Annotated in this window: 25 protein-coding genes; 16 read left to right on the top strand and 9 right to left on the bottom strand. The window is 62.4% G+C overall.

Annotated elements, in window-relative coordinates; translation table 11 throughout:
* Positions 1–120 precede the first annotated feature (120 nt).
* The 9 genes from M1R55_RS00270 to M1R55_RS00230 form a co-directional block, all read right to left on the bottom strand.
* Positions 121–1014, bottom strand: coding sequence for an ROK family protein (locus tag M1R55_RS00270; RefSeq protein WP_371827125.1), 894 nt, complete (start codon positions 1012–1014; stop codon positions 121–123).
* Positions 1011–2522: a DUF4127 family protein gene (locus M1R55_RS00265; protein WP_249392767.1), complete on the bottom strand. Its 1512-nt coding sequence runs from the start codon at positions 2520–2522 to the stop codon at positions 1011–1013. Before M1R55_RS00265 ends, M1R55_RS00270 begins: the two co-directional genes overlap by 4 nt.
* Positions 2519–3343 (bottom strand): serine aminopeptidase domain-containing protein, encoded by an 825-nt coding sequence (locus M1R55_RS00260; protein WP_249392766.1) that lies wholly within the window; start codon positions 3341–3343, stop codon positions 2519–2521. The genes M1R55_RS00265 and M1R55_RS00260 overlap by 4 nt, the downstream gene beginning before the upstream one ends.
* On the bottom strand, positions 3340–3852 hold the full coding sequence (locus tag M1R55_RS00255; RefSeq protein ID WP_249392765.1) for a histidine phosphatase family protein: 513 nt from the start codon (positions 3850–3852) through the stop codon (positions 3340–3342). The genes M1R55_RS00260 and M1R55_RS00255 overlap by 4 nt, the downstream gene beginning before the upstream one ends.
* Positions 3849–4424 (bottom strand): DinB family protein, encoded by a 576-nt coding sequence (locus M1R55_RS00250; RefSeq protein ID WP_249392764.1) that lies wholly within the window; start codon positions 4422–4424, stop codon positions 3849–3851. The genes M1R55_RS00255 and M1R55_RS00250 overlap by 4 nt, the downstream gene beginning before the upstream one ends.
* Positions 4421–5806 (bottom strand): FAD-dependent oxidoreductase, encoded by a 1386-nt coding sequence (locus M1R55_RS00245; protein ID WP_249392763.1) that lies wholly within the window; start codon positions 5804–5806, stop codon positions 4421–4423. The genes M1R55_RS00250 and M1R55_RS00245 overlap by 4 nt, the downstream gene beginning before the upstream one ends.
* A 139-nt stretch (positions 5807–5945) precedes the next feature.
* Positions 5946–6890, bottom strand: a complete 945-nt coding sequence (locus tag M1R55_RS00240; RefSeq protein ID WP_249392762.1) for a carbohydrate ABC transporter permease — start codon at positions 6888–6890, stop codon at positions 5946–5948.
* Positions 6883–7818: a carbohydrate ABC transporter permease gene (locus M1R55_RS00235; protein ID WP_249392761.1), complete on the bottom strand. Its 936-nt coding sequence runs from the start codon at positions 7816–7818 to the stop codon at positions 6883–6885. Before M1R55_RS00235 ends, M1R55_RS00240 begins: the two co-directional genes overlap by 8 nt.
* A gap of 145 nt (positions 7819–7963) precedes the next feature.
* On the bottom strand, positions 7964–8212 hold the full coding sequence (locus M1R55_RS00230) for a hypothetical protein (protein WP_249392760.1): 249 nt from the start codon (positions 8210–8212) through the stop codon (positions 7964–7966).
* A 271-nt stretch (positions 8213–8483) separates the two neighbouring features.
* Here M1R55_RS00230 and icd point away from each other — a divergent pair, with 271 nt between their 5' ends.
* The 16 genes from icd to M1R55_RS00150 all read left to right on the top strand — a co-directional run bounded on the left by icd (position 8484) and on the right by M1R55_RS00150 (position 24892).
* On the top strand, positions 8484–9740 hold the full coding sequence (icd, locus tag M1R55_RS00225) for an NADP-dependent isocitrate dehydrogenase (RefSeq protein ID WP_064014915.1): 1257 nt from the start codon (positions 8484–8486) through the stop codon (positions 9738–9740).
* Positions 9741–10098: 358 nt separating this feature from the next.
* Positions 10099–10470, top strand: coding sequence for a hypothetical protein (locus M1R55_RS00220; RefSeq protein ID WP_249392759.1), 372 nt, complete (start codon positions 10099–10101; stop codon positions 10468–10470).
* 263 nt (positions 10471–10733) lie between these two features.
* A complete protein-coding gene (locus M1R55_RS00215) occupies positions 10734–12212 on the top strand; it encodes a radical SAM protein (RefSeq protein ID WP_249394242.1) in 1479 nt (492 codons plus the stop codon).
* A 107-nt stretch (positions 12213–12319) separates the two neighbouring features.
* On the top strand, positions 12320–13186 hold the full coding sequence (locus M1R55_RS00210; protein ID WP_249392758.1) for an SDR family oxidoreductase: 867 nt from the start codon (positions 12320–12322) through the stop codon (positions 13184–13186).
* Positions 13183–14649 carry an AMP-binding protein gene (locus tag M1R55_RS00205; protein WP_249392757.1) on the top strand — a complete coding sequence of 489 codons (1467 nt, stop codon included), beginning with the start codon at positions 13183–13185 and terminating at the stop codon, positions 14647–14649. The genes M1R55_RS00210 and M1R55_RS00205 overlap by 4 nt, the downstream gene beginning before the upstream one ends.
* Positions 14650–14775: 126 nt before the next feature.
* The gene (locus tag M1R55_RS00200; protein WP_249392756.1) at positions 14776–16059 is read left to right on the top strand and encodes a 3-isopropylmalate dehydratase large subunit; all 1284 of its coding nucleotides are present in this window, start codon (positions 14776–14778) and stop codon (positions 16057–16059) included.
* Positions 16056–16367 carry a hypothetical protein gene (locus M1R55_RS00195; RefSeq protein ID WP_249392755.1) on the top strand — a complete coding sequence of 104 codons (312 nt, stop codon included), beginning with the start codon at positions 16056–16058 and terminating at the stop codon, positions 16365–16367. The genes M1R55_RS00200 and M1R55_RS00195 overlap by 4 nt, the downstream gene beginning before the upstream one ends.
* 37 nt (positions 16368–16404) lie before the next feature.
* Positions 16405–16959 carry a homoaconitate hydratase gene (locus tag M1R55_RS00190; RefSeq protein ID WP_249392754.1) on the top strand — a complete coding sequence of 185 codons (555 nt, stop codon included), beginning with the start codon at positions 16405–16407 and terminating at the stop codon, positions 16957–16959.
* Between the two features lie 10 nt (positions 16960–16969).
* Positions 16970–17323, top strand: coding sequence for a hypothetical protein (locus M1R55_RS00185; protein WP_249392753.1), 354 nt, complete (start codon positions 16970–16972; stop codon positions 17321–17323).
* A gap of 66 nt (positions 17324–17389) precedes the next feature.
* On the top strand, positions 17390–17563 hold the full coding sequence (gene lysW / locus M1R55_RS00180; RefSeq protein WP_249392752.1) for a lysine biosynthesis protein LysW: 174 nt from the start codon (positions 17390–17392) through the stop codon (positions 17561–17563).
* Between the two features lie 170 nt (positions 17564–17733).
* Complete coding sequence (gene lysX, locus M1R55_RS00175) at positions 17734–18585, top strand: lysine biosynthesis protein LysX (RefSeq protein ID WP_249392751.1); 852 nt, start codon at positions 17734–17736, stop codon at positions 18583–18585.
* A gap of 297 nt (positions 18586–18882) precedes the next feature.
* Positions 18883–19449, top strand: coding sequence for a MarR family winged helix-turn-helix transcriptional regulator (locus M1R55_RS00170; protein WP_249392750.1), 567 nt, complete (start codon positions 18883–18885; stop codon positions 19447–19449).
* Positions 19446–21338, top strand: a complete 1893-nt coding sequence (locus M1R55_RS00165; protein ID WP_249392749.1) for an MDR family MFS transporter — start codon at positions 19446–19448, stop codon at positions 21336–21338. Before M1R55_RS00170 ends, M1R55_RS00165 begins: the two co-directional genes overlap by 4 nt.
* Positions 21339–21597: 259 nt before the next feature.
* Complete coding sequence (gnd, locus tag M1R55_RS00160) at positions 21598–23094, top strand: decarboxylating NADP(+)-dependent phosphogluconate dehydrogenase (protein WP_249392748.1); 1497 nt, start codon at positions 21598–21600, stop codon at positions 23092–23094.
* 92 nt (positions 23095–23186) lie between these two features.
* Complete coding sequence (locus M1R55_RS00155) at positions 23187–23579, top strand: cupin domain-containing protein (protein ID WP_249392747.1); 393 nt, start codon at positions 23187–23189, stop codon at positions 23577–23579.
* Positions 23576–24892 (top strand): alanyl-tRNA editing protein, encoded by a 1317-nt coding sequence (locus M1R55_RS00150; protein ID WP_249392746.1) that lies wholly within the window; start codon positions 23576–23578, stop codon positions 24890–24892. Before M1R55_RS00155 ends, M1R55_RS00150 begins: the two co-directional genes overlap by 4 nt.
* The last annotated feature ends 54 nt before the right edge of the window (positions 24893–24946 follow it).

Genomic DNA, 24946 nt, shown 5'->3' with positions numbered 1-24946 from the left:
AGGCTTTAGAACTGGAGAGTATTGGGTGTGTCACTGAGCGGTGTGTGAACCAGGAATGGCGGGCACTCGGTCTCCCTTTTTGCCTTTCTTTAGCCCCTTGACCCTTAGAAACCCTTCCCCTTAACCTCGCCCCGCCCAGAGCGCCGCGCCGATCAAGCCTGCATCGGCCCCCAATTCGGCGTGAACCACTTTGGGTTGATAGCGGGCGGGAAAGAGCGCAAGACTGGCCTGCACCCGTGTAAGGTAGCCGGGGCGCAGGCCCACGCTGCCGCCCAGTGCCACCCGCGTAACGCCCAACAAGGCGGCGATATCGGCTATTTTCCACGCCATCAACGCTGCCGAGCGGGTGTAGACGGCTTCCGCTTGCAGATTTCCCACCTCTGCGGCGTCGCACAGGGCGCGGGCATCGGCAAAGCCCAAAAGCTGCGCTTGCCCACCCAACGCCGTGCCGCTGCTTTCAAATTCCAGTGGCCCCAATCGGCCCAGCGGCGGCACTTCTTCCCCCGGTTGCCACGCAGCAGGCACGCTCACAAAGCCCAATTCGGCGTCCAGCCCATTGCCCGCCAGATGCAGCCGCCCGCCCAGCACCAGCCCCGCGCCCACGCCTGTGCTGACTGTAATAAACATAAATTCCGGTGTGCCCCGGCCCGCTCCGGCAGCCCACTCGCCCCACGCGGCGGCGCGGGCATCGTTCAGGGCGGCGCAGGGGAGGCCTAACCCTACACTCAGGCGTTCGGCCAGGGCCACATCTGTCCAGCCTGGAAACGTGTGGACGGCGGTAGCGGTGACCCGTCCGCCCGCGACTGCGCCCGCACAGGCCACACCGAGCGCGATGGCGTGTGCGGCCAGCGGCGCGGCCAATTCGGTGGCAGCAGCAATCAGGGCGTCGGGCGTGCTCGGTTTGGGCGTCCGGGCTTCGCGGCGTTCGGTGATCTGGCCGTTCTGAATCAGGGCCGCCCGCATGGACGTTCCGCCGATGTCTAGCGCGAGGAGTGGGGGAGAAGTGGTCATCATGTTTCCCCAGTGTGACTGACCGCCAACGGAAACACGCCTGTAAACAGCCTCGGCCAGCTCAGGTGTGCCTGCCCAAGCTCGAGCCTCAGACCCGATTTGCCCCAATGTCTGTCCCACACGGCCTGAATACGCGGCGCGATCAGTTCTTGTAACCTGGCCTCGGCGTCGGCTCTGGCTTCTCCCAAGTCGTAGGGACTGGGACTACCGAGGTGGCCGCGAACCTCGGCGCGGGCGTAAGCCTGATACAGCACATCGTCTACCACGCGGGAAAACACGGCCTCGGTGTGCGCGGCTTTATCGCTGACCTGTGCCGCCAGCGCCCCAAACGCCACCGCGCTGCCCAGCGTATTGCCCGCCGTATTCCACGCACTGAAACCCGCTAACTTTGCCAGCGAGAGCGGCTGCATCAGCGTCCACAGCCGCCGCTCGGCTCCGTTGGGATAGGCGATATCGGCCAACGTGACGGCCCTGCCCGCCTCCAGATCGGCCTGAAGACCGTCTACAAAGGCGGGCAGGTGGCGGTGCGGCGTGTCTACCGTGGCAAAATCGGGCTGAAGGTTGGCCTGCCGCAGCCCCGGCGTGTTCACAGCCAGCACAAAATCGGCGTCACCTGCGCTGTCGGCCAGCATGCACCCCGCGCCCCGCAGGTGTGCCCGCACCAATTCTCCTGCCGGACGGTCTTCGTAGATCAGGCCTGCGCCCGCGCCCAGTGTGCCGCTGTAGCGCACCCACGCCCGCGCCGGGGGCAGGCCGCGCCTCAGTGCCCGTGTCAACAGCGCACACGGCACCTCGTCGGCTCCGGGGTAACAGTCGAACCGCGCCCACACGCCTAGGGCATCGGCGCGGGCTTCCAACATCCGGCGATCCAGGGCGGCCAAGCCATATTCGCTGGTGTCGTCCAGCGTTACGCTGAGGTGGGTCAGCACGCCCGCTGCCAGCAAGTCCAGCGCGTGCAGATGTAAGGCGCGGTTGCGCTCCCGCGTGCCCACCCAGTCGGCCAGAATGTGCGGAGGCAGGCCAGCGCGGGCAGCAGTCAGGGCGTCCCGTTCGGTCTCGCCGTGCCGCGCGTGTCGGTCTGCTGCCACCGAATAGGCCCGCAGCCCCTGCCCCCACTCGCCGTAATACTCCTTTTCTTCGTGTGGGTCGTTATCGTGTGCCACCCGCACCACCACACCGTGCGCGTAAATGTGCAGGTCAGGATTCAGCGCCCGTGCTTCCCGCAGCACGTCCAGCCGCTCCAGGGCCACATCCAACCTGTCTGACACGCGCCGCGCCGGAATCATGCCGCCCAGGCACAGGGTTTCCAGGCAGACAATCAGGGCGTCGGCCTGCGCCGCGTTGTCCAGCAGCCAAGTTCGCAGTGTGGCCGTGTTGCCGGGGGTGAAGAAGTGGGGCAAAGCCTCAGCAGGCGGTACTTCCACCGTGGCCCCAGTCATACGGGCCAGTTGCAGCGGGTGCGCCAGCGTGGGCGGGCGCGTATCGGGCGGAATGAGGAGCAGGCGGGTCACGCGTCCGATTCTGCCGGAAAGTCTGTCAGAAAGTTTGGGTCTGCCAGAAAGAACCGCAAGACATGATCGCGCATCCCCACGCTGGTGTAGTGGCCCACGCCTGCAAAAGTCGCCTCGTGCAACTGATGCGCGGCTCCGGCCTGTGCATAGGCTTCGCGGTAGGCAGCGGCAGTGGGCGCGTGGTGGGCAGCCAACGGAAAGGTCGGGTCGGCCTCGCCACTGGCCAGCAGGAAGGGAATCGGTGCGGCTTGGCCTGAGTGCGTCACGGGTCGGTAAGCGTCCAGAAAAGCCACCAATTCCGGCTGCCGCACTTCCGGCTCTGCCCACACGCCCGACGTGATCAGGGCCGCCACACGCGAGACGCGCCGCTCGGTCTGCATCAGCGTTTGCGCCACGTAGCCGCCCATACTGCTGCCCACCACCCACATCGGGCGCATATATGCAAGGCGCGGGCCAAACAGGTCTCCCAACGCGTCAATCAGGGCTGAGGCTTCGGCCACTGTGCGCCTCACGCTCTCCCAGACGTATTCGCGGGCGTTCAGACTGGGTGGAGTATCGCTTTGCCGTTCTCCGTGTAATGCCGCATCTGGAATGACCATCGCCACGCCACGCGCCACCAGCGCCGAATACACGCCCAATTTGCCCTCTTTGGCGGCCCAAGCGCCGTGATAGACGATGCAGAGCGCGCGAATCTCCACCCCGTCTACGGGACATTCGATCAGACACGGGACGCCCGCCAGCACACGGCGCTCGATCTGGTAGGGCGTGTGGCCGTGCAGGGGCGTGGCGTGTGGGTCGGTGGGCGAGAATGCGCGGGTCATGCGGGTTCCCAGCGTGCGGAGGCTTCAGCATTCCACACCCACACATCTGGGTTGCGTAGGCCTGCCCAGCCGTCAAAATCCAGCCCCAGCGCGAGCGCCATCAGATTGCCGTGCGTGACGATTGCGGTCACTCCCGCCGGATCGCGGGCGTCGTTCAGTGCGGCCAGAATGCGGGTGCGGGCGGTGTGGCCGGATTCACCACCGGGCAGAGCTAGAGCGGGAATACGGAAGCTGAGCTTCAGTGCCGTTTGCCAGTACACCATATCCCGGCCGCTCAGCACCCGTTCTGTCAGGCGCTCATCGGTCTTCACGGGCAAGCCCAGCCGCCCTGCCAGTGGCCCCGCTGTGTCTACCGCCCGCTGCCAAGGGCTACTCACGATGCGGGTTATACCGCTTCCAGACAGGCTTTCTGCCAGTTGTGCGGCCTGCTCCACACCTTCCGGCGTTAGGGGTGCACCCGGCGCTTGACCAGCCGCTTTGGCATGGCGAATCAGCAGTTCGCCGCTCAAGTCGCTTCCCCCGCCTTCACTTTAGGCGCAACGATGTTCAGAATCAGCCGAATCTGGCCCCGGTGGTTCACCTCATCTTCCATTACATGGAACCAGGCCCAGTGGTGGTTCATCTGAACAGTCCCGCCCATCACCAGATCGGACGCCAGCCACGCATCGTCCCGCGCTGCCAAGCCGTCCAAAGTCAGGGCCGAGGCCGCTTCCAGTTCGGCCAGATAGTGCCCCAGTTCGTGACCCCGGATGTGCTCGCGGGCCGCCGCACCCAAGTCCAGCGCCAGTCGGTGGGGAGCGTAAGCCTCATCCTCAAACACGTCCCAGCCCTCAAACGACAGCCCGTGATAGATGCGGTGAACGGCGGCGATATGCGCCAGCAGCATCCCCACCGAGTTGCCGAAACCAGCGGGAACGGCGTCCAGTTGCTCTGCGGTCAGGCCTGCCACGTCATGCAGGGTGGTGAGGCGGGCATAGTGCAGCATCTCCACGAGTGCCCCGATCTGAGGCGTAAACCGGGCGTCGTCCTGCGGCAAAATCTGGTAGGCCCGCTGCGTTTTCAAATCTGCCGCTCTGCTCATACGTATCCTCCCCGCGCCCGCATTTCGGCCTGAAGCGCCGCCACGTCTACCGCCCGCACGTCGCCCCCCCACTCCCGCGCTGCCCACGCCGCCGCGATGCCCGCCGCCTCGCCCATCGTGTGGCAATTTTGCTGCACCCGGATGGCCGACTGCGCCTCGAAGCTGCTGCTGGCCGCCCGCCCCGGCACCAGCACATTCCGCAGCTGCTGGGGCAAAATGGCCCGGTAAGGAATCTCGTGGAAGGCGTCGGGCGCAAAATACGGGGCGCTGCCTTCGCGCTCATGAATCAGTTTTGCGCCGCGTGGACTGTGAATATCCACGGGGTAGTGGTTGCGGCAGATGGAATCGGGGAAGGTGCGGCAATCCAGAATGTCTTCCAGCGTCAGGGTGTAGTCGCCCACAATGCGGCGGGTTTCTCGCACGCCCACCATCGGCGCGTAGGTGCCCACGAATGCCGACTCGCAACCGGTAAGGAAGGCGCGGCAGAAGGCGGTCAGGCGGTCTATGGCCTCGCGCCCGTCGATCTGTGCGCCCGTGAGGTGCCAGGGATTAGCGCCGTCGTTGAGGTCGGCCCGGATGCGCGGGCAATTGAAACTGATCTCGCCGGGCCGCCCCGGAACGCTGAAACCCTGAAAATAGTCGCCGTCGCGCTCTTGCAGCAGCCCCGCGTCTACTCCCTGCCGGAACAGCCCTTCCAGCGTGCTGCCTTTGCCCCACACCATCCAGAAGTGCATGAAGTCGGGCGATTCCTGCCCCTGCCCCCGCGCCCGCAGGAAGTCGCACAGCCGCGCCGTGTCGATGCCTGCCAGCGTAAATCGCAGACTCATGGCCTGATGAATGCCGTCACTGTCGCCGCCGTGAAAGCCAGCGCCAGCAGCCACAGCCACGTCGGCGTCCCCGGTGGAATCGATAACCACGCGGGCGGGCAGGGCTTGCAGACCGCCCTTGTTGTGAATGACCAGTGACCGAATGTTCTGTCCGTCCATGACCGGGGCCACCACATGCGTGTGATACAGCGCCTCGCCGCCCGATTCCAGCAGCATCTGTTCCAGCACCACTTTCATGCCTTCCGGGTTGAACCAGTTATCGTTGCCACCCCTGTCTACGCCGCCGTCGCCGCGTGCGATCAGGCGGGCTTTCAGTTCGTCGGTCAGCCCCCGGTTCAGGTTCTGTCCACCCGACACGTTCCGCATCAGGGGCGTGACCCAGGCGTTGGTTCCCGTGCCGCCCAGACTGCCAAACGCCTCAATGACCAGCACGCTGGCCCCGCTGCGGGCGGCGGCAATTCCGGCCATCGCGCCCGCCGTGCCGCCGCCTGCGACGAGTACGTCCCACTGGCGGTCTAGGGTGCGGTAGGGGAGAGTGTGGACGGGCAGGGTCACGAGATCACCGGAGTTCGTCCACTTTCCGACCCTTCGGAAAAGCGCCGAAGGGTCGTCCGGTTCCCGAAACCCGCCCCTTTCCCTCCTCGCTTCACTCGGATTTCAAGCTGTTCCTCACATCTTTGAACCGGAATTGCACTCACCCTTTCACCGCGCCCTCGATCCCCTTCATAAAGTATTTTTGCCCGAAGGCGAACACGATCAGAATGGGCAGGATGGTCAGCACTGCGCCTGCCATGACGGCGCGGCTATTGGTGCTGAACGTCCCGCTGAGTTCCAGCAGGCCCGCCGACAGCGGCAGCAGTTCCTTATCGCGCAGCACGATTCGCGCCCACAGAAAGGAATTCCAGTAGGCCACGAATTCCAGAATCGAGAAGGCGACGATGGTCGGCAGCGCCAGCGGCAGCATCACGCGCCGCCAGATGGTCAGTTCTTTTGCGCCGTCTATGCGGGCGGCTTCGATCAGTTCCATCGGCACGCCGAGGTACGCCTGCCGGATCAGGAACAGGCCCACAATGGACGCCAGCCCCGGCAGAACCACCGCGGCGTACTGCGCCAGTACGTTCAGCACGGCATTGTCCTGGCGCAGCAGCCCCAGGTTCACGGTGGTGGAATAGTTGACGATCAGGCCCGCCTCGTTGGGCAGCACCATCAGGGTCAGGATGGCGTAAAAGATCAGGTCGCGGCCAGGAAAGCGCATTTTGGCGAGCGGATAGGCCGCCAGCGCCGCGAATCCCACCGTCAGGGTGACGCCCAGCGTGCAGATGATAACGCTGTTGAGGGCCATGCGCCAGAACGGAACGGTGGTGCCCTGAAACACTTCGACATAGTTTTTGAGGCTCCAGCCCGAAGGCCACAGCTTGGCCTGATAGATGTTGCCCGTCGGCTCGAAACTGGTAATCAGTGTCCAGTAAAAGGGATAGAGCATGATCAGCGCGATCAGGGCCAGCACGAGGTAGGCGAAGGCGTTGATCAGCAAGTTCTTGCGCTTGCGGCGGGAGCGGAGGCCGGACGCCACGTGCGCCGTTTCCTGTGCGGTGGCGGCCCGGCGCTGCGGCGGTGTGGTGGTGGGTTGCTCAAGCATCGGCTTTGCCTCCCCGCGTAATGCGGAAGTTGATCAGGCCAAAGAAAATGCTGATGACGGCGATGACCAAGCCCGCCGCCGCCGCCTGCCCAAATTTGAAATCCACGAACGCCCGCGAAAACGTGTAGAACAGCGCCGTATACGTGCTGCCCGCAGGCCCGCCACTGGTCATCACGTAGATTTCCTCGAACACCTTGATGGCGCTGATGGTGGACAGCAGGCTACACACCAAAATGGTGGGCCGCAGCCCCGGCAACGTGATGTTCCAGAACACTTGCAGCCGGGTGGCGCCGTCTATGACCGCCGCTTCTTCCAGTTCCGGCGCAATGGCTTGCAGGCCCGCCAGATACAGCACCATGTAGTAGCCGATGCCCTTCCAGAGCGTCACGAACATCACCGCGTACAGGGCCGTCAGCGGGTTATTCAGCAGGCTTTTGGGTTCGTCCATCAGCCCCAGCGCTTGCAGCACAAAGTTCACCGGGCCTTCTTGCTGGTACATCCAGGTCCAGATCAGGCCCACCACCGCAAAGCTGGTCACCACTGGCACGTAGTAGGCGGTGCGGAAAAAGCCGATGCCCTTCATGGGGCGGTTGACCAGCATGGCCACGGCAATGCTGAGACCCTGAATGACCGGAACCACCAGAATGTATTTCAGGCTGTTGCGCAGGCCCGACCAGAATTGCTCGTCCTGTGCCAACTCCCGGAAATTATCCACGCCGACCCATTTGGGCGGATTGATGACGTTGTATTCGGTGAACGCAAGGTAGGTGCCGAAAAATACGGGCCAGGTGTGGTACACGACCAGCAAGATCAAAAAGGGCAGCATGAAGGCGTAGGCGATCAGGGTGTTCCGCAGGGTGACCTGTGCCCCCGTGCCGCCCTTCTTGTGCTGCTCACGGCGCGATTCCCGCCGGTTGGGTGTTGTCATGCCCGGCAGTTTACGGGGGTGGGCAAGCTTCGGGATGAAAAAGTGTGGCCTGCTCAGGCATGGGGCAGCAAAAAAGCAGACGCTCAGGAGCTTGATGGCTCTGAACGCCTGCGCTGAGGCTGGCTAGAGAATGTGGTGTTGGCGGTTAGCGCCCGTCGCCGTCTTTCGCTTCGCTTTTGCCTTCGGTGTACTCGGCATTGGCCTGGCGGTTATGGAGTTCGGCCTTGGCACGGTCTTCTGTGGCCTGGGCCTTGTCCATAGCGTTCTCGGCAGGATTGCTCCCGACATGGCTGGCCAGATCGTGTCCTGCGGCGCGGGCGCGGTCTGCACCCTCGTTGATCTTGGCCTTGGCGGCGTCCACCATATTCCCTAGCGTACTTTTGTCTTCACTCATGTGTGTAGACCTCCTGTGGTTTGGATTCCCAGTTGGTGCATTCGGGTCTGTCCAGCTTGCGCCTGCCCCGCTGAGTTCGTATGAGGAGAATCCCAGCAGACCGTTATCTTCGGTGGGGTAGGCGGCGCAGGAAGGGCGTCTGAGGGTCGAGAGTCCCAAGGTCTGAGAACGGAATTCTCCCCAGCCAAAATTTTGAACTGCGTCTAAACTTATGCGGTAACAGGCCCATTTCGGCGGCACTCATCCCCGGCACGCTACATTGCTCTCTGAAATGGAAACTCATATCAAGGTGCCCGCGCAGGGCGAAAAAATCACCATGCAGGGCGGCAAACTTAGCGTGCCCAATCACCCGGTCATCCCGTTCGTGGAAGGCGACGGCACGGGCGCAGACATCTGGAAGGCCAGCGTGCGTGTGCTGGACGCTGCCGTAGAAGTCGCTTACGGCGGCGAAAAGAAGATCGAGTGGATGGAAGTCTACGCGGGCGAGAAGTCCACGCAGGTCTACGGCGCTGGCGAGTGGCTGCCCGCTGAAACGATCAAGGCGTTCGACGAGTACCTGTTCGGCATCAAGGGGCCTTTGACGACGCCGGTGGGCACGGGCATTCGCTCCATCAACGTGGCGCTCCGTCAGGAACTCGACCTGTACGCCTGCGTGCGCCCCGTGCAGTACTTCGCGGGCGTGCCCAGTCCCGTCAAGCGTCCCCAGGACGTGGATATGGTCATCTTCCGCGAGAACACCGAGGACATCTACGCCGGAATCGAGTACAAGGCCGGAACGCCCGAAGCCGACAAGATGCGCGATTTCCTGATGAACGAAATGGGCGTGACCAAAATCCGCTTCCCCAACACCTCCAGCTTCGGCATCAAGCCCGTGTCTCAGGAAGGCACCGAGCGTCTGGTACGGGCCGCCATTCAGTTTGCCCTCGACAACGGGCGCAAGAGCGTCGCCATCGTGCATAAGGGCAACATCATGAAGTTCACGGAAGGCGGCTTCCGCGACTGGGCCTACGACCTCGCCAAGCGTGAATTCGGCGGCGTGGAAATCGACGGCGGCCCCTGGCTCCAGCTTCCCGGCGGCATCGTCATCAAAGACGTGATCGCCGACAACTTCCTTCAGCAAATCCTGCTGCGTCCCACCGAATACGACGTGATCGCCACCCTCAACCTCAACGGGGACTACGTGTCCGACGCCCTCGCCGCGCAAGTGGGCGGCATCGGCATCGCGCCCGGAGCCAACATCAACTACGTGTCGGGCCACGCCATTTTCGAGGCCACGCACGGCACGGCCCCCAAGTACGCGGGCAAAGACGTCATCAACCCCAGCAGCGTGATTCTGTCGGGCGAGATGATGCTGCGCTACATGGGCTGGACGGAAGCCGCCGACCTGATTCTGAAGGGCCTCGATCAGACCATTCAGCAGCGCGTCGTGACCTACGATTTTGCCCGCAACATGGAAGGCGCAACCGAAGTCAAGACCAGTCAGTTCGCCGACAAGATCATTGAAAACATGCGTGGCGCAGGCGCTTAAGCTGTAGCACCAGCGTAGCGAAGGGGAGAGCCGGGGCCGGGTGCTTCGGCTCTCTTTTTGGGTTGGCGGGGGGTGGGGCGGTTACTGGGTGGCCCCTCACCCTGCTGCGGTGCAGCGCCCCTCTCTGCTTCGTAGCTGTTCCAGTCCCACAAGGGGCGAGGGAAACAGCTAAGGGCAGAGAGCTTGGTTTAGCTCCTCACCCTTGAGAGGGGAGGTTGGGAGGGGTTGAGTGAGCGCCAGCGCTTGCCCCTGCCCTTCTTGGCTTTCCTTAGACGCTTAGACCCTAGACCCTTAGACAAAGCCCCCTAGCCGCTTACACCGCCCGCCGCCCCTGACGCCAAAACCCTATACTCCCCCCATGACCCGCCTTCTCTTTGCCCTGCTGGGCGTCATTTTGCTGGCAGTAACCGCGCTGGCGCTGGTGTGGCTGGCCGGACAGGTGCTGGTGGGCCTCGGCGTGTTCGTCGTCGGTGCGGCGGGCGTGCTGGGGCGGCTGTTGTGGTACCTGGCGTTTACGGGCGTACTGGCGGGCATCGTGTTTTTTGTGGCGAGTGCCTGGCGACCCGCCTCGCGTATAGCCCCGCTACAGACTCAGGTGGCGGCCAAAGCCAAAGCAGTAAAGTCCAAACCCATCAAGGCCACTGGCTTCAAATTTAGACCTATCAAATCAGGTAAAGGTGCGCCAGCAGAGGCGCAGGCCGCCGAAGCACAGCAAGGCCCAACCGCCTAGCTCTGCCGCCCCTAGCCCAATCCAGCCTCCCCAGCCGTAACCCCCGCTTCAGTTGGGGCAACAAAACCGGGTAGAATACGTGATTGTGACGCGCTGCCGCCCGACTGCTCTCTAGGTTGAACCTAGCGGCGACAGGTTTTCCGGCGCGTACTCCCGGAGGACTTTTGAGTTCAGTCAGCAGCAATACACCCCACCCAATTACTTACGGTTCCGACTACTGGCGTACCGGCATCAAGCCCCTGCTGGACGCCGAAACGGGCACCATGTTCAAACACGCACCCATCCGGGTCACTTTGGCTTTTCCCAACCGCTATAGCGTGGGCATGGCGTCACTGGGCTATCAGGTCATCTACCGCATGTTCAATCAGGAAGAGGGCGTGGCCTGCGAACGTGCCTTCCTGCCCGACGATGTAGAGGCCTTTGAGAAGGGCGGCCAACCGCTGCCCACCGTCGAAACGGGCCGTGCGGCGGGTAACTGCGAACTGTTTGCCATCAGCGTCAGCTTCGAGCTTGACCTGACCAACATTATCCGGCTGCTGGACATTGCCGGAATGCACCCCCTGCGAGAAAAGCGCGACGATTCCGACCCCGTGGTGATGGTGGGCGGCCCGCTGACCAGTTCCAACCCCTACCCGCTGACCCCTTTTGCCGACGTGATCATCATCGGCGACGGCGAACAGATCGTGCCCGTGGTCTCCGAAGCGTTGCGTGAAGCCACCTCCCGCGAAGATTTCTATGATCTCGTGGACGGGATGCCGGGTGTGTTCCTGCCTGCTCGCCACACCCACGAACCCAAATGGGCCACCGCGCCCAAGGAACTGTTGCCCGCCTACAGCCAGATCGTGACGCCGCATAGCGAACTGAGCAACATGTTCCTCGTGGAAGCCCAACGCGGCTGCCCCCGCCCCTGCACCTTCTGCCTGGCCCGCACCATGTACGGCCCCAACCGCAACAATCAGGCGCAGGAGTTGCTGGACGTGATTCCCGATTGGGTGCAGAAGGTAGGACTGGTGGGCGCGGCCCTCAGCGACTTCCCGCACACCAAATACGTGGGGCGCACCCTCACAGACCGCGGCATCAAGCTGGGCGTGTCGTCCATCCGCGCCGATACCGTGGACGCCGAACTGGCCGAGATTCTGAAGGCGGGTGGCCTGCGTACCTTCACGGTGGCCTCCGATGCGCCGTCAGAACGCCTGCGCCGCTGGCTGAAGAAGGGTATCACCACCGAAGACCTCACCAAAACCGCGCAGATCAGCCGCGATCTGGGCTTCAAGGGCATCAAGGTCTACATGATGATCGGCCTCGGCCCCGAAAACGACGACGATATTTCGGAGCTGATCTCGTTTACCAAAGACCTCGCCAAGATCAACCGGATTGCGCTGGGCATCAGCCCATTCGTGCCCAAGCGCCATACGCCGCACTTTGCCGACGCTTTTGCGGGCGTGCAGGTCATCGAAAAGCGCATGAAACGCATCCAGAAGGAACTGCGAACCACGGCAGAACTCCGCAACGTGTCAGCAAAATGGGCGTGGGTGGAAAGCGTCGTGGCACGCGGCGGCCCCGAGGTCGGCATGGCGGCCTATTCCATCTACCGCAACGAGAGCATCGGCGCATGGAAGAAGGCGCTGGAGGAAGTGGGCTGGAGCGACGAGTTTGAAACCAACGCCGCTGCCATTGACCTGCCGCCCGGCCAGTACGCCCCCGGAGAAGTCAGCGCCCACGCGCAGGGCTTGGCGGTTTAAGCCTCACACGAACCTGTCCTTTCTGCGCCTGCCCTCGCCCCATTCGGGATGAAGGCGGGCGTTGTCATTCCAACTTGGTGAGCAAACCCACCCATCCCGTGCTAAAGATGGGCCGTGTCCCTGGCTCGCCTCCTGCTCTCGCCCCCAGTTGCCGCCACTCCGAACAGCTCCGTCAAGCAGTGGCGGGCAAAACCATTCTCATCACAGGCGCGTCGTTCGGTATTGGTAGAGCGGCGGCTTTACTGTTGGCCGAAGCGGGGGCCGAAGTCTTGTTGCTGGCCCGCAGTGGCGATGAATTGGCTGAACTGGCAACCGCTATTCGCGCCAATGGGGGAAAAGCCAGTTCCTACGAGCTTGACCTCTCCAAGCCTGCCGACCTTGCCCCGGTTGCTGCGCAGATTCGGGCGGCGCACCCCCGAATAGATATCATCATCAGCAACGCGGGCAAATCTATCCGGCGGCCCGTGCTGCAATCGGGCGAGAAGCAGGATTTAGATCGCCTGTTGGCCGTCAACTTTTCTGGCCCGGCGGCGCTGTTGCTGGCGCTGGTGCCGCGCATGGTGGCGCAGGGCGGCGGGCAGATCGTCAACGTGTCCAGCGTGTCGGCTGGCCCGCCGCCGCTGCCGCGCTGGGGGGCGTATCAGAGCAGCAAGGCGGGTTTCGACCTGTGGTTCAAGAGTCTGGGCACAGAACTGCGGGGCCGGGGCGTGCGCGTGTGCAGCGTGTATCTGCCGCTGGTGCGTACCCGCATGATCGCCCCCACGCCCGCCTACCGCTTCGCTCCTGCCCTCACGCCGCACGAGGCCGCCGAAGCTGTGGCTTACGCGCTGGTGTATCCCAAAGTTCAACGGGTTGCGCCCTGGTGGATGAAGTCGCTGGAACTGGCCGCTCTGCTCTTGCCGGGGCCACTCGGACACCTGCTGAGCGGTCTGGAAACCCTGGAATTCAGGCTATCCAGACGGCAGAAACGGTGACTCTGGTAGAGGTACGGGCGGCGGTGTCGGCTCTCTCTCAAACCGGGTTACTGGGTGTCCATCCTGCCCAAGCGTTGGCCCAACTTGGTGCAGCACTCGTGCAATATGGCCCTTCGTTGTATACGCTGGCGGTCTGGGCGGCGCGGCGGCAACCCGATTCTGTGGCGCTGGTAGATGATGACGGCCCCACCACCTGCCGGGCGTTGCTGGCGCGGGCTGACGCTATCGCTGCACAGTTGGCCGGACGCCCCGAACGGCTTCAGCGGGTGGGCCTGCTGTGCCGCAATCACCTGACATTTGTGGCGACCCTGCTGGCCTGTGGCCGATTGGGGCTAGATGCCGTACTACTCAATACCACCTTCAGCCCCGAAGAAGTGGCCGCTGTGTGCGCGTCTCAGCGCTTGGAGTTGCTGATTTGTGACGACGCTTTTGCAGAGGCTCTGAGCTTAGACAGTGTCATTCTGTTGCCCGTTTCGACTCTGACTGGCTCAGCGAAACACGTTCCAATCAGGCGTCAATCTGGCCGGGGCAGTATCTCTATCCTGACTTCCGGCAGTACGGGGACGCCTAAAGTAGTGCGGCGGAAGGCCAACGCCCTGGCATTGCTGCCCACCGTCACTGCCTTGCTTCAGCAATTGCCGCTGCGGGCGGGTGCGCCCACGCTGCTAACTCTGCCCCTCTTTCACGGGCATGGTCTGGCAACCCTCTGCATCAGTTTGCTGATGGGTGCGCCGCTGTACGTGTTCGCACGGAGCAGGCCCGAAGACCAGTGGCGCTGTCTGGAACAAGAAAAGATAGAAGTATTGGTGCTGGTTCCCACCGTCCTCCATCGCCTGTTAAATCTGCCCAATCTCTCCAATTTACCTACACTCCGGGCCATCATCTGCGGCTCTGCACCCTTGCCCGAACGCACCCAAAAAGTATTTGGCCCCGTCATGTACAACCTGTACGGCTCCAGCGAGGCAGGCCTGATTTCGCTGGCAACACCCCTGCACTTGCTGGCGGCTCCGGGCACGGTGGGGCGGGTGCTGCCGGGCGTGACGGTGCAAATAGAGAGGGCCCAACTGCGGGTGCGTTCTACCCTCACGCCTCGGCAGACTTGGTTTGATACAGGCGATATGGGAACAATCGGCGCGGCGGGCCTGCTGTTCCTGTGTGGCCGAAGCGACGATCTGCTGATTTGCGGCGGCGAAAACGTGTATCCGGAAGCCATAGAAGCCCGGATTGCCTGCCTGCCCAATGTTCTGGAATGCGCGGTAGTGGGCGTACCAGACGCGGAATACGGCCAATGTCTTCATGCCTTCATCGTGCTGGGTTCGGACACCGTTGAACGGGCTGATCTGGAGCGCGATCTGGCCCGGTTGCTGCCGCGCACGCTGCGGCCCAAGCAGATCACGTTTCTTCCGGCCCTGCCTAGAAACGCAGTCGGCAAACTGATGCGTGCGCGATTACCCAAAAGCTGAGGCTAACCAACCTTTCAAACGCCAACCTCCTTGGCTCAATTCCAGTCAAGCTCACGCCGCCCGCCGCCATTTGCGCGAAAATGCAGCCATGCCTTTGTCGTCCCGTTGCCCTTCGGAGATTCAACCATGACCGTCCCCGCCCCCCAGCCTCAAACGATGGCCGAACGCATTCTGTCGGTGCGCGGCGGGAAACCTGTATATGCCGGAGATTTGGCCGTCGTAGAGGTGGATCAGGTGATGGTGGTGGACTCTATCGCCCAGAGCTTTATCGAGCGGATGCAGCGCGACCTGGAGGCCGTGCCCAAGTACCCGGAGCGCGTGTCTATCGTCATTGACCATGTGGCCCCGGCGTCTACCGTCAGTGTGGCGCAGGCCCAGAAGGAAGCCCGCGAGTACGCCGCCGCGACGGGTGTGCGGCTCTTTGACGTGGGGCGCGGCATCTGCCACCAAGTCCTGATGGAAGAAGGCCTGGCCCGCCCCGGCTGGATCGTGCTGGGGTCTGACAGCCATTCCACGACTTACGGCGCGGTGGCGGCCTTTGGCACAGGCATGGGCGCCACCGACATCGCGCTGGCCGCCGCGAGTGGCAAGACGTGGCTGCGCGTGCCGGAGAGCGTCAAGGTCACGTTTACGGGCAACCTTCAGCCCGGCGTGAGTGCCAAAGACGCCGCGCTGGAAATGATCCGGGTGCTGGGCGCAGACGGAGCCACCTATCAGAGTGTGGAGATGCACGCTGGAGACCGCTTCTCACGCGGCGAACGCATGACGCTGGCGAACCTGTGCGTGGAGGCGGGTGCGAAAGCGGGCTTGGTGGTGCCGGGCGGTGAAATCCTGACGGGCTACGGCTACGACATCCCCGAATGGGTCTACCCGCAACCGGGGGCCAACTACGTGCGCGAAGTGGTGCTGGACTTGGACGCCCTGCGCCCCCGCATGAGCGCCCCGAACGAGGTAGACAACGTGCATGACGTGGCCGCCCTGAGCGCCGAACTGCGCGGCATGCACGTGGATCAGGTGTTTATCGGCACCTGCACCAATGGCCGCATAGAAGACCTGCGCGAGGCCGCCGCCGTGCTGAAAGGCCGCAAAGTCGCCCCCGGCACGCGCCTGCTGATTATTCCGGCCAGCAGTCAAGTCATGGAACAGGCGATGGAAGACGGCACACTGCTGACCCTGCAACGGGCGGGCGCGGCACTGGGAACCCCCGGCTGTGGCCCCTGCATGGGCCGTCATCAGGGCGTGCTGGCCCCCGGCGAAGTTTGTGTTTCCACCAGCAACCGCAACTTCATCGGGCGCATGGGCGACAAGGACGCCAAGGTGTATCTGGCGAGTCCGGCAGTGGCGGCGGCGACGGCAGTGATGGGAAGAATCGCGTTGCCGGAGGATGTGTTGGCAGTGGCGGGCGCTTGAAGAGTCAAACCGCCCTTATAGCTGACAGCAACTTCATTCCATGTCTACAATTGCTGGCAAATGTTGGCGACGTAGAACTAGATGCCGGGATTCAATCCGCCTTCGAGGGTGGCTTGATCGGAACAGATGAAGAAGACACTTGGTATGAATGGCCTGTGGGCAAACTCGTCGTAGCTGTCAAGCGGGACGAGATCGGCATGGGCTTGATTTGGTTTCGTGTCCAAGTGCCTCACGGGTTCACGCGGGCGGTTGATGTGGTTCTGCATGCATGCGGGAGCTACCGCCTCAACGAAAAAGCCATGCTCTAATTCTTCAGAGCTTTGCTCAAACACGATAAGGAAACCTATGCCACGAATCTGGAAATTTGGCGACAGCGTGAATACCGACGACATCTTGCCCGGCAAGTTTGCTCCCTTTATGGCAGGCGAGGACGTCTTTCAGACGTTTGCGTTTCATTACATCCGGCCCGAATTTGCCGCCGAGGTGCGGCCCGGTGATCTGCTAATCGGGGGCAAAAATTGGGGCCTGGGCAGCAGCCGCGAATATGCTCCCGCCGCCCTGAAAAAGTTGCAGGTGGGCGGCATCATCGCCCCCAGCTTTGCCCGCATTCATTACCGCAACCTGCTGAATCTGGGCATTCCCGCCTTTGAGGCAGACCTGACTGGCAGCCTGAACGACGGCGATGAAGTGTCGCTGGACATGGCGACGGGTCGCCTGACACGCGGCGCAGATGTGTTCCAGTTGCCGCCCGCCCCCGAATTCCTGCGCGAAGCCTTGGCCGAGGGCAGCATTCTGGCCTTCTTCAAAAAGCATGGGCGCTTTCCGGGTGAGCGCAGTCCCGGTGAGCACAATCCAGGTGAAGGGCAGGCGCAAGAACAGCCCAGCCCCATTGCCCCGTAAACTGGGCAGCATGGCAACATTGGAAGTGGAATGCCCCGTTTGCGAAGAGATTCTGGAACTTGACGACCAAGACCGTGCCCAGTTGGAGGTCGGAGACGTGATTGTCTGCGATTCGTGCAACGCCGAAATGGAAGTCACGCGCAACGGCGAAGGCGAGGATTTTGAACTGGAGTTGCTGGGAGTGCTGACCACCTGCCCCAACTGCGGCGAGGAATTTGACGTGACCGAGGACATGTTGGCCGCCGCCCCTGTGATCGAAGGGATGGACGGCGAAGTGGTCAGTGTCGTGGATTGCCCACACTGCCGCGCCCGTATAGAACTGGCGTTCGAGAGCGACGAGCCGGAAGAAGCATCACCGCTCTAATTGGTCTAGGCAACATCGTTTGCAAAGCTTAAGCTGCGCTAACCTAGCATCCGTAAGGAGATAGACATGACTACCATTCAATTTGAAAACCCAGAAACGGGTGCCATGATCGAACTGACCAACCCAGAACTGGGCGAACTCGTGATAGATGATGAAACAGGCGTGGAATACGAAGTGGTTTCTGTTGACCCGCCCCGGCTGGCGCAGGCCCCGCAGGAAGCTGAGGACTGGGGCGAGTGAGTCTGGGGCGTCGGCAGGCGGCTCAAGCTGTTGCCGCTGCTGACGCTCTTTTTACTGCTTTTGGGACGGTGACGCGCAGGTTGGAAGGAATGCCCGCTGTGGGTGTCCTGAACCGAATGCAGCGTGGCCGTCTTTTTTGTGTTGATGAGTCTTAAAGCTGGAGGTTTCCTATGGCCGATCTTGCCATTATTTATGACCGCATTCGCCCCGACGAAAAAATGTTATTTGAGGCCCTTGACGGCCTCGGCGTTGCGTATGACAAGGTGTACGCGCCGCAACTCACGGTCACGTTTGACGATGCAGGACGTGCCGCCGTGCCGTGGAAAGTGGCGCTGGAACGCTGTGTTTCGCAGTCTCGCGGTCATGCCGTCACGCGGGCGCTGGAAGGCCTCGGCGTACGCGTGGTCAATCCCAGCCACGTCATAGAACTATGCGGCGACAAGCTGGCGACCAATGCGCGACTCGCGGCGGCGGGTCTGCCTACCCCCCGTACCGCCGTTGCCTTCGACGGAGAAGCTGCGCTGCACCTCATCGAACAGATGGGCTACCCGGTCGTTATCAAACCCACCGTCGGTTCCTGGGGCCGCATGGTCAGCCGGGTCAATGACCGCGACGCCGCCGAAGCCATCATCGAGCATAAGGAAGTGCTGGGCGGGCCTCAGCATCAGGTCTTTTACATTCAGGAACTGATCCGTAAGCCGGAGCGCGATATTCGGGCCTTTGTGGTGGGCGGCGTGTGCATTGGCGCTATTTACCGCACCAGCGAACACTGGATTACCAACACGGCACGCGGCGCAAAGGCCAGCAATTGCCCGGTCACGCCCGAAATAGAAACGCTGGCGCTTCAGGCTGCCGCTGCTGTACACGGCGAAATCGTGGCCATTGATCTGGTGGAAGACCCGGAGCGCGGCCTGCTGGTCATCGAGATCAATCACACGATGGAATTTAAAAATTCAGTATCCACTACAGGCGTCAACATTCCGCGTCTGATGGGTGAATACGCGCTGGGCTTGATCGGCTGAAGCTGAGACAAGAACAAACTCAAGAAGTCGGAGCGGCGGTTTCCTGCAATGGGAAGCCGCCGCTTTTGCATTGACTTACCGTGCAAAGTCCCGGCAATTGGTGGCAGGACTCCGCCAGTGACAGTCAGCAACTCAACACTCTTTCCTGTCGAAACCTTGGCCAGCACGCCTTCCTCTTAATTTACATACCACAAGGTAGCCGCCACCTTACTAGGCCATCTGGCGGACACTTGACGAAACAACATCATGAGGTTCATCATACCGTCTTATGTGTAAGACAGTTGCGAGCTTGAAACTATGACGGATATCGAACCACTCGCCAATGCGCCGAACGCCCAGGCGGAAGCCTTAGTAGAAAATCGCGCCGCCGCCGTGCATCTCGGTCAGGCCATGAAACGGCTGCACCGCCACATCAGCAGCCGCGTGATGACTGGAATGCAGGACGAATTGCAGGAACGCGACCTGAGCTTTACGCAGATTGCCGCGCTGCATCAACTCCGGGCCTTCAGTCCGCTCACAGTCACGCAGCTTTCGGAGCGCACCCGCCTGAGTGTGCCCGCCGCCAGCCACCTCGTTGAACGTTTGGTGCAGCGCGGGCTGGCTGGTCGGCAGGAAAACCCCGAAAACCGCCGGGAAAAGCTGGTGGCCCTGACCGCCGAGGGGCGCGATGTGCTGACCCGTATGGACGCCGGATTCGTGGACGCCTACATTTCCGTGTTTTCCACGTTGCCCGCCGAGTCTATTCACACCGCAGACCGGGCCATTCGCACCCTGCTGGATCAGCTTGACCTGAACGACCCGGCCACCTGCGCCGTCCACTCACCCCAAACGTCCCCATCAGAGCCATCCCCGGAGAACACATGACCGCACCTACCCAACCCGGCGAACCCGCTGGGCGTATCGATTACGCCAAAACGCTGGATCTGCCCACCAAGCGCCTGATCTTGGTCGGCGTGTTGCTGGGCCTGTTCCTCAGCGCCCTCGACCAGACCATCGTCTCTACGGCCATGCCCAAAATCGCGCAAGACCTCGACGGCTTCAGCCTCTACTCTTGGGTCACCACCGCGTATCTGCTGACCAACACGGCGCTGGTGCCCATTTACGGCAAGCTGTCTGATCTGTACGGACGCAAACCCATTCTGATGATCGGCATTGTGATCTTCCTGATCGGCAGTGCCCTGTGCGGGCTGGCAGGCGAGCCGTTCTTCGGCAACCTGTTCGGCGGCGGCATGATGCAGCTTGTGGTGTTCCGAGGCCTGCAAGGTGTGGGCGCGGCGGCGTTGGGCGCGGTGGCGTTTGCCATCATTGCCGACCTGTTCGAGCCTATTGACCGTCCCCGATATCAGGGCCTGTTCGGAGCTGTCTTCGGCCTCAGCAGCGTCATCGGGCCACTCTTGGGCGGCTTCCTCACCGATCAGGTCAACTGGCGCTGGGTGTTTTATGTCAACTTGCCGATTGGTTTAGTTGCGTTGGCTTTCATCTATTCCAAGATGCCGCGCCTTGCCAGCGGGTTGCAGGCCAAAGTCGATTGGCTGGGGGCGTTCCTGATCCTGGTGTTCACAGTGCCGCTGCTGCTGGCCCTCACCTGGGGCGCAGACGGAACCTACGCGGCGTCGGGCGGCTGGAGCAGCCCCACATTGCTGGCCCTGTTCGGCCTCAGTATCGCGGCCCTGATCGCCTTCCTGTTTGTCGAAAGCCGCCACCCCAGCCCCATTTTGCCCCTGAGCCTGTTCAAAAATCCCACGTTTGCCTGGGGAGCCGTCGCCCGCTTCATGATCGGCGCGGGCTTTCTCGGGGCCATCCTGTTCCTCAGCCTGTATCTGGTGCAGGTGCAGGGCGTGTCGGCCACCGCCGCCGGAACCGCCACCATTCCGCTCACCATGGGTCTGATTATCGGGGCCATTGGCAGCGGGCAACTCGCCAGCCGCGTCGGGCGCTACAAATTCCTGATGCTGATTGGCCTGATGACCTCGGCGCTGGGCTTTTTCGTCCTGTCCACCCTGAATGCCGATTCCTCGTATGGCAGCGTCATCTTCCGCATGGTGCTACTGGGCCTCGGCCTTGGCCCCGCCCTGCCGCTGTACACCACTGCCGTCCAGTTGGCCGTCAAACCCTGGGAAATCGGCGTCGCCACCAGCGCCGGGCAGTTCTTTCAGCAGATGGGCAGCACTATCGGCACGGCCATTTTTGGCGCAGTGCTGACCGCTGGCCTGACCGCCAACCTCTCGACTCAGTTTGCTGCGCAGGCTCAGGCCAATACGGGCAACGTGGCCGCCCGGCTGACCACCATTGGCGAGCAAGTCAAGAACAGTACCGGAACCGCGACCAGCGAGCGCAACGCCGCGCCGCAAAGTCCAGCGCAGATCAAGGCCAGCTTTGACGCCCTGCGTACCAACGTGACCAAAGCCATCGAAACGGGCGACGCGGCGGCTATTCGGGCCATTCAGAGCAGCGCCGCCCTGCCCGCCGAGGCCAAAACCCAGCTCACCAATGTGCCCGCAGGCGGCGTTCCCGAACAGGCCCGCCCCGCTGCTCTGGCCGGAGCCTTAGGCGGCGTCAACGACGGCGAAAAGATTGCTATAGCCAGCGCCCGCGCCCAGAAAGTGGCGTTTGCCGATACCATTTCCACCATCTACCGTTACGCCATTGGCGTCGCCATCATCGCATTCCTCGCCACACTGATGATGCCCAATCTGGTCATTCCTACCCGGCCCAAGGGTGAAAAAGCCGCGCCAGTTCACATTGAAGTCTAGAGCGTACCGAGTGGAGCGTTGAACTGAGAAACAGAGTTTAGTTTAAGTTACAGGCAGTGGGGGAGAGGCGAGCAGGAAAGCCTTTCCTCCACTCTTTTTGACACCCCATACCAAATTGTGATGATGCGTGAGAATCATCCGAGCGGACTGGAACAAATGCCTCTCGCCAACGCTGTTCTCACTGCCGACAACCCACCGCCCGCTTACCCTTCTCGACAAGCCCCCGACCCCGCCTTTGCGTCCCGCGTACACTTGTGCCATGACGCAACCCTCTGCCGATGCCCCCGCCGCCTCTGTTGTTGCCCCAGTCGCCGATATCGGCGTGATCGGTCTCGCGGTGATGGGCGAAAACCTGATTCTGAACATGGCGGGCAAGGGCTTTACGGTGGCGGCCTTCAACCGCACGGTCAGCAAGGTCACGGCTTTTACGGGCGGGCGGGCCAGTGGCCTCACCATCGTGGGCGCAGATTCTGTAGAAGGCTTCGTGGCGCTGCTCAAGCGGCCCCGAAAGGTCATGCTGATGGTGAAGGCGGGCGCGGCGGTCGATGAATTCATCAACCACGTCAAGCCGTTCCTCGAACCCGGCGACATCATCATCGACGGCGGCAACAGCCACCCCGCCGACTCCACGCGGCGCACCAAAGAACTGTCTGCCGAAGGATTGCTGTTTATCGGTACGGGCGTGTCGGGCGGCGAGGAAGGCGCACTCACCGGCCCCAGCATCATGCCGGGCGGCAATCCTCTGGCGTGGGAATCGGTCAAGCCTATTTTTCAGGGCATCGCGGCGCGGGTAGAAGACGGCACCCCCTGCTGCGACTGGGTGGGCGAGGAAGGCGCGGGCCACTTCGTGAAGATGGTTCACAACGGCATCGAGTACGCCGACATGCAGATGATCGCCGAAAGCTACCATCTATTGCGCGACGTGGCAGGCCTCAGCGCTCCCCAGATTGCCGAGGTGTTTGCCGAGTGGAACCGGGGCGAACTGAATTCCTACCTGATCGAAATTACCGCCGACATTCTGACCAAGATTGACCCCAAAACGGGTGAGCCGCTGGTGGACGTGATTCTGGACGCCGCCGGACAGAAAGGCACGGGCAAATGGACGAGCGTAGCCGCGCTGGACGCCGGAAGCCCCGCCGCCACCATCACCGAAGCCGTGTACGCCCGCGCCATGAGCGCCATGAAAGAGGAGCGCATGGCCGCTAGTCACTTCTTGAAAGGCCCGGAAATCACGCCCCCAGCTGATCAGGCCGCGTTCATCGAGAACGTGCGGCAGGCCCTCTACGCTTCCAAAATCGCCGCCTATGCCCAGGGCTTTCAGCTTCTGCGGTTGTCGGCCCAAGATGCGGGCTGGACGCTGGATTTCGGCGCGATTGCGCTAATGTGGCGCGGCGGCTGCATCATCCGTGCCCAGTTCCTAGACCGCATCAAGGAAGCCTACGATGCCCAGCGCGACCTGCCCAACCTGCTGCTTGCCCCCTATTTTCAGGACGCCATTCAGGGCGTGCAGACCGCGTGGCGTCAGACGATTGCCACCGCTGCCGTAAGCGGCATTCCCACGCCTGCGTTTGCCAGTGCTTTGGCCTACTACGACGGCTACCGCACTGCCAAGCTGCCCGCAAACATCCTTCAGGCCCAGCGCGACTACTTCGGGGCGCACACCTACGAGCGCACCGACGGCCCACGCGGAGAATTTCACCACACCAACTGGACGGGGCGCGGCGGGGAAACGGCGAGCAGCACGTATAACGTGTAAACAGCGTGAGTGTAGAGGGTGGATCGTAGGACGTGGGGAATGCCAAACCACGATCTATGATCCACCTTCCATTCACGCTCTAGACTTCCCCCATGACTCCCCAGCCCGTCAATCTCGCCGCCGCTTTTGCCAGTTTCGAGGAGGTCTACGCCCCACGTGTGGCCGCCGAACTGAACGGACAGATGGTCAAACTGGCTCAGATTCAGGGCCGATTCGTCATGCATTCTCATCCCAATGAAGACGAGCTGTTTCTGGTGCATCGCGGAGAACTGCTGATGCATTTTGAGGATGGCCCCACGCGCACCATCCGTGAGGGCGAATTTATTGTCGTGCCGCGTGGCGTGCGGCATTGTCCCGACGCGGTGGACGTGTGCTGGGTCTTGCTGTTCGAGCCTGCCAGCACGCTGAATACCGGAGACGTGGGCGGCGAGCGTACCCGCGACGCCGTGCCATTGGCAGTTTCCACCGACGAGGCCCAGTCTTGACCCGCGCCCTGTACTACGAAGATGGGACGAAGTTGACCTTCGACAGCGTAGTAAATGATATCAGCGGCTCTGAAGTCGCGCTGGACGCCACCGCCTTTTATCCCGAAGGTGGGGGGCAAAACGGGGATGCAGGCCGGCTGACGTGGGCAGGGGGTACGGCAGCCGTGCTGGATACCCGCAAAGACAAGGCCACCGGGCTGATCTGGCACAAGCTGGAAGGTGCGCCGCCGCCCGTTGGCACGCCCGTTTCTGGGCAGGTAGACGCGGCGCGGCGCTGGCGGCAGATGCAGCGGCACAGCGGCGAGCATCTGCTGGCGCAGGCGTTCAGGCGCGTGAATCCGGCGTTCAGCGTGGCGGCGGTGGGCATGAGAAGCCCCGAATGCACGCTGGATCTGGAAGGTGATCCGGCAGAGATGCATGTGCATGCCGCCGAAACCCTGCTGCGCGAGACGTTGGGCCGCGCCGATCTGACGCTGGACACGCCCACCGTTGCCGAAGACGATCTGCACCTGTACGCCCCGCGCCGTGAAACCAAGGTGCGCGGGCAGGTGCGCCTCGTCATTTTCCGCGATTCGGCAGGAGAAGCGTTCGATGTAAGCGCGTGCGGCGGCCTCCATGTGCCGCGTGCCAGCCTCGCCGCGCCTGTGGTGATTTTGCGTACAGAACGCATCCGGGCTGGCCTGACGCGGGTGGTGTTCATGGCGGGTGAGGAAGCGGGCGAATATCTGGCCCGTGTGTACGGGGAAGCCCGCGCCCTCGCTCAGGGCTTCAGCGTGCCCGTAGACTGCCTGCACGAACGGGTAGCCGCAGTGGTGGGCGAACGGGACGCGCTGAAAGCCGAAGCCTCCGCTTTACGGGCTCAATTGGCCGCAACGTTGCTGGGAGCAGCACCCACAGAAACCGTGAATGGCCTGCCCGTGCGCTGCGTCACTCTGGACGATGTGACCCTGCTGCTGCCCACGCTGAATGCCGTGCCAGATGGGGAAATCGTGCTGGCTTTGGCTCCGGGCGGACGCTGCGGGATGGCTACGCCGCGGGATGACGTGAATGCAGGAGCCATGTTGAGTGCGGTGCTGAAGGCAACGGGGGGTAAGGGCGGCGGCAAACCGGCCATCGCACAGGGCACGACGCCTCAGCCGGATGGATTTTTTGCCGCAATCAAAGAGGCTTTGTCGAACCTAGACTTCCAGCAAGTTCCCGAACCTCAACCAGAGCACACGCGAGCATTTGATAAACCCTCTGCCCCAGCTGTAGGCGGAGTGAAAACAGAGGTTGTGGGGATGCTGAAGCCCAAGCCTTCAACCGAGGCTTAAAGCTGTGGAATGAGGGAGAAACGTGACGCACACGCCTCCCCACTCCGCTCACTG

It is taken from the genome of Deinococcus sp. QL22 (assembly GCF_023370075.1).
Lineage (GTDB): Bacteria > Deinococcota > Deinococci > Deinococcales > Deinococcaceae > Deinococcus.
The sequence above is the reverse complement of the archived record's forward strand: the minus strand, read 5'-3'. Positions and strand labels throughout refer to the sequence as shown.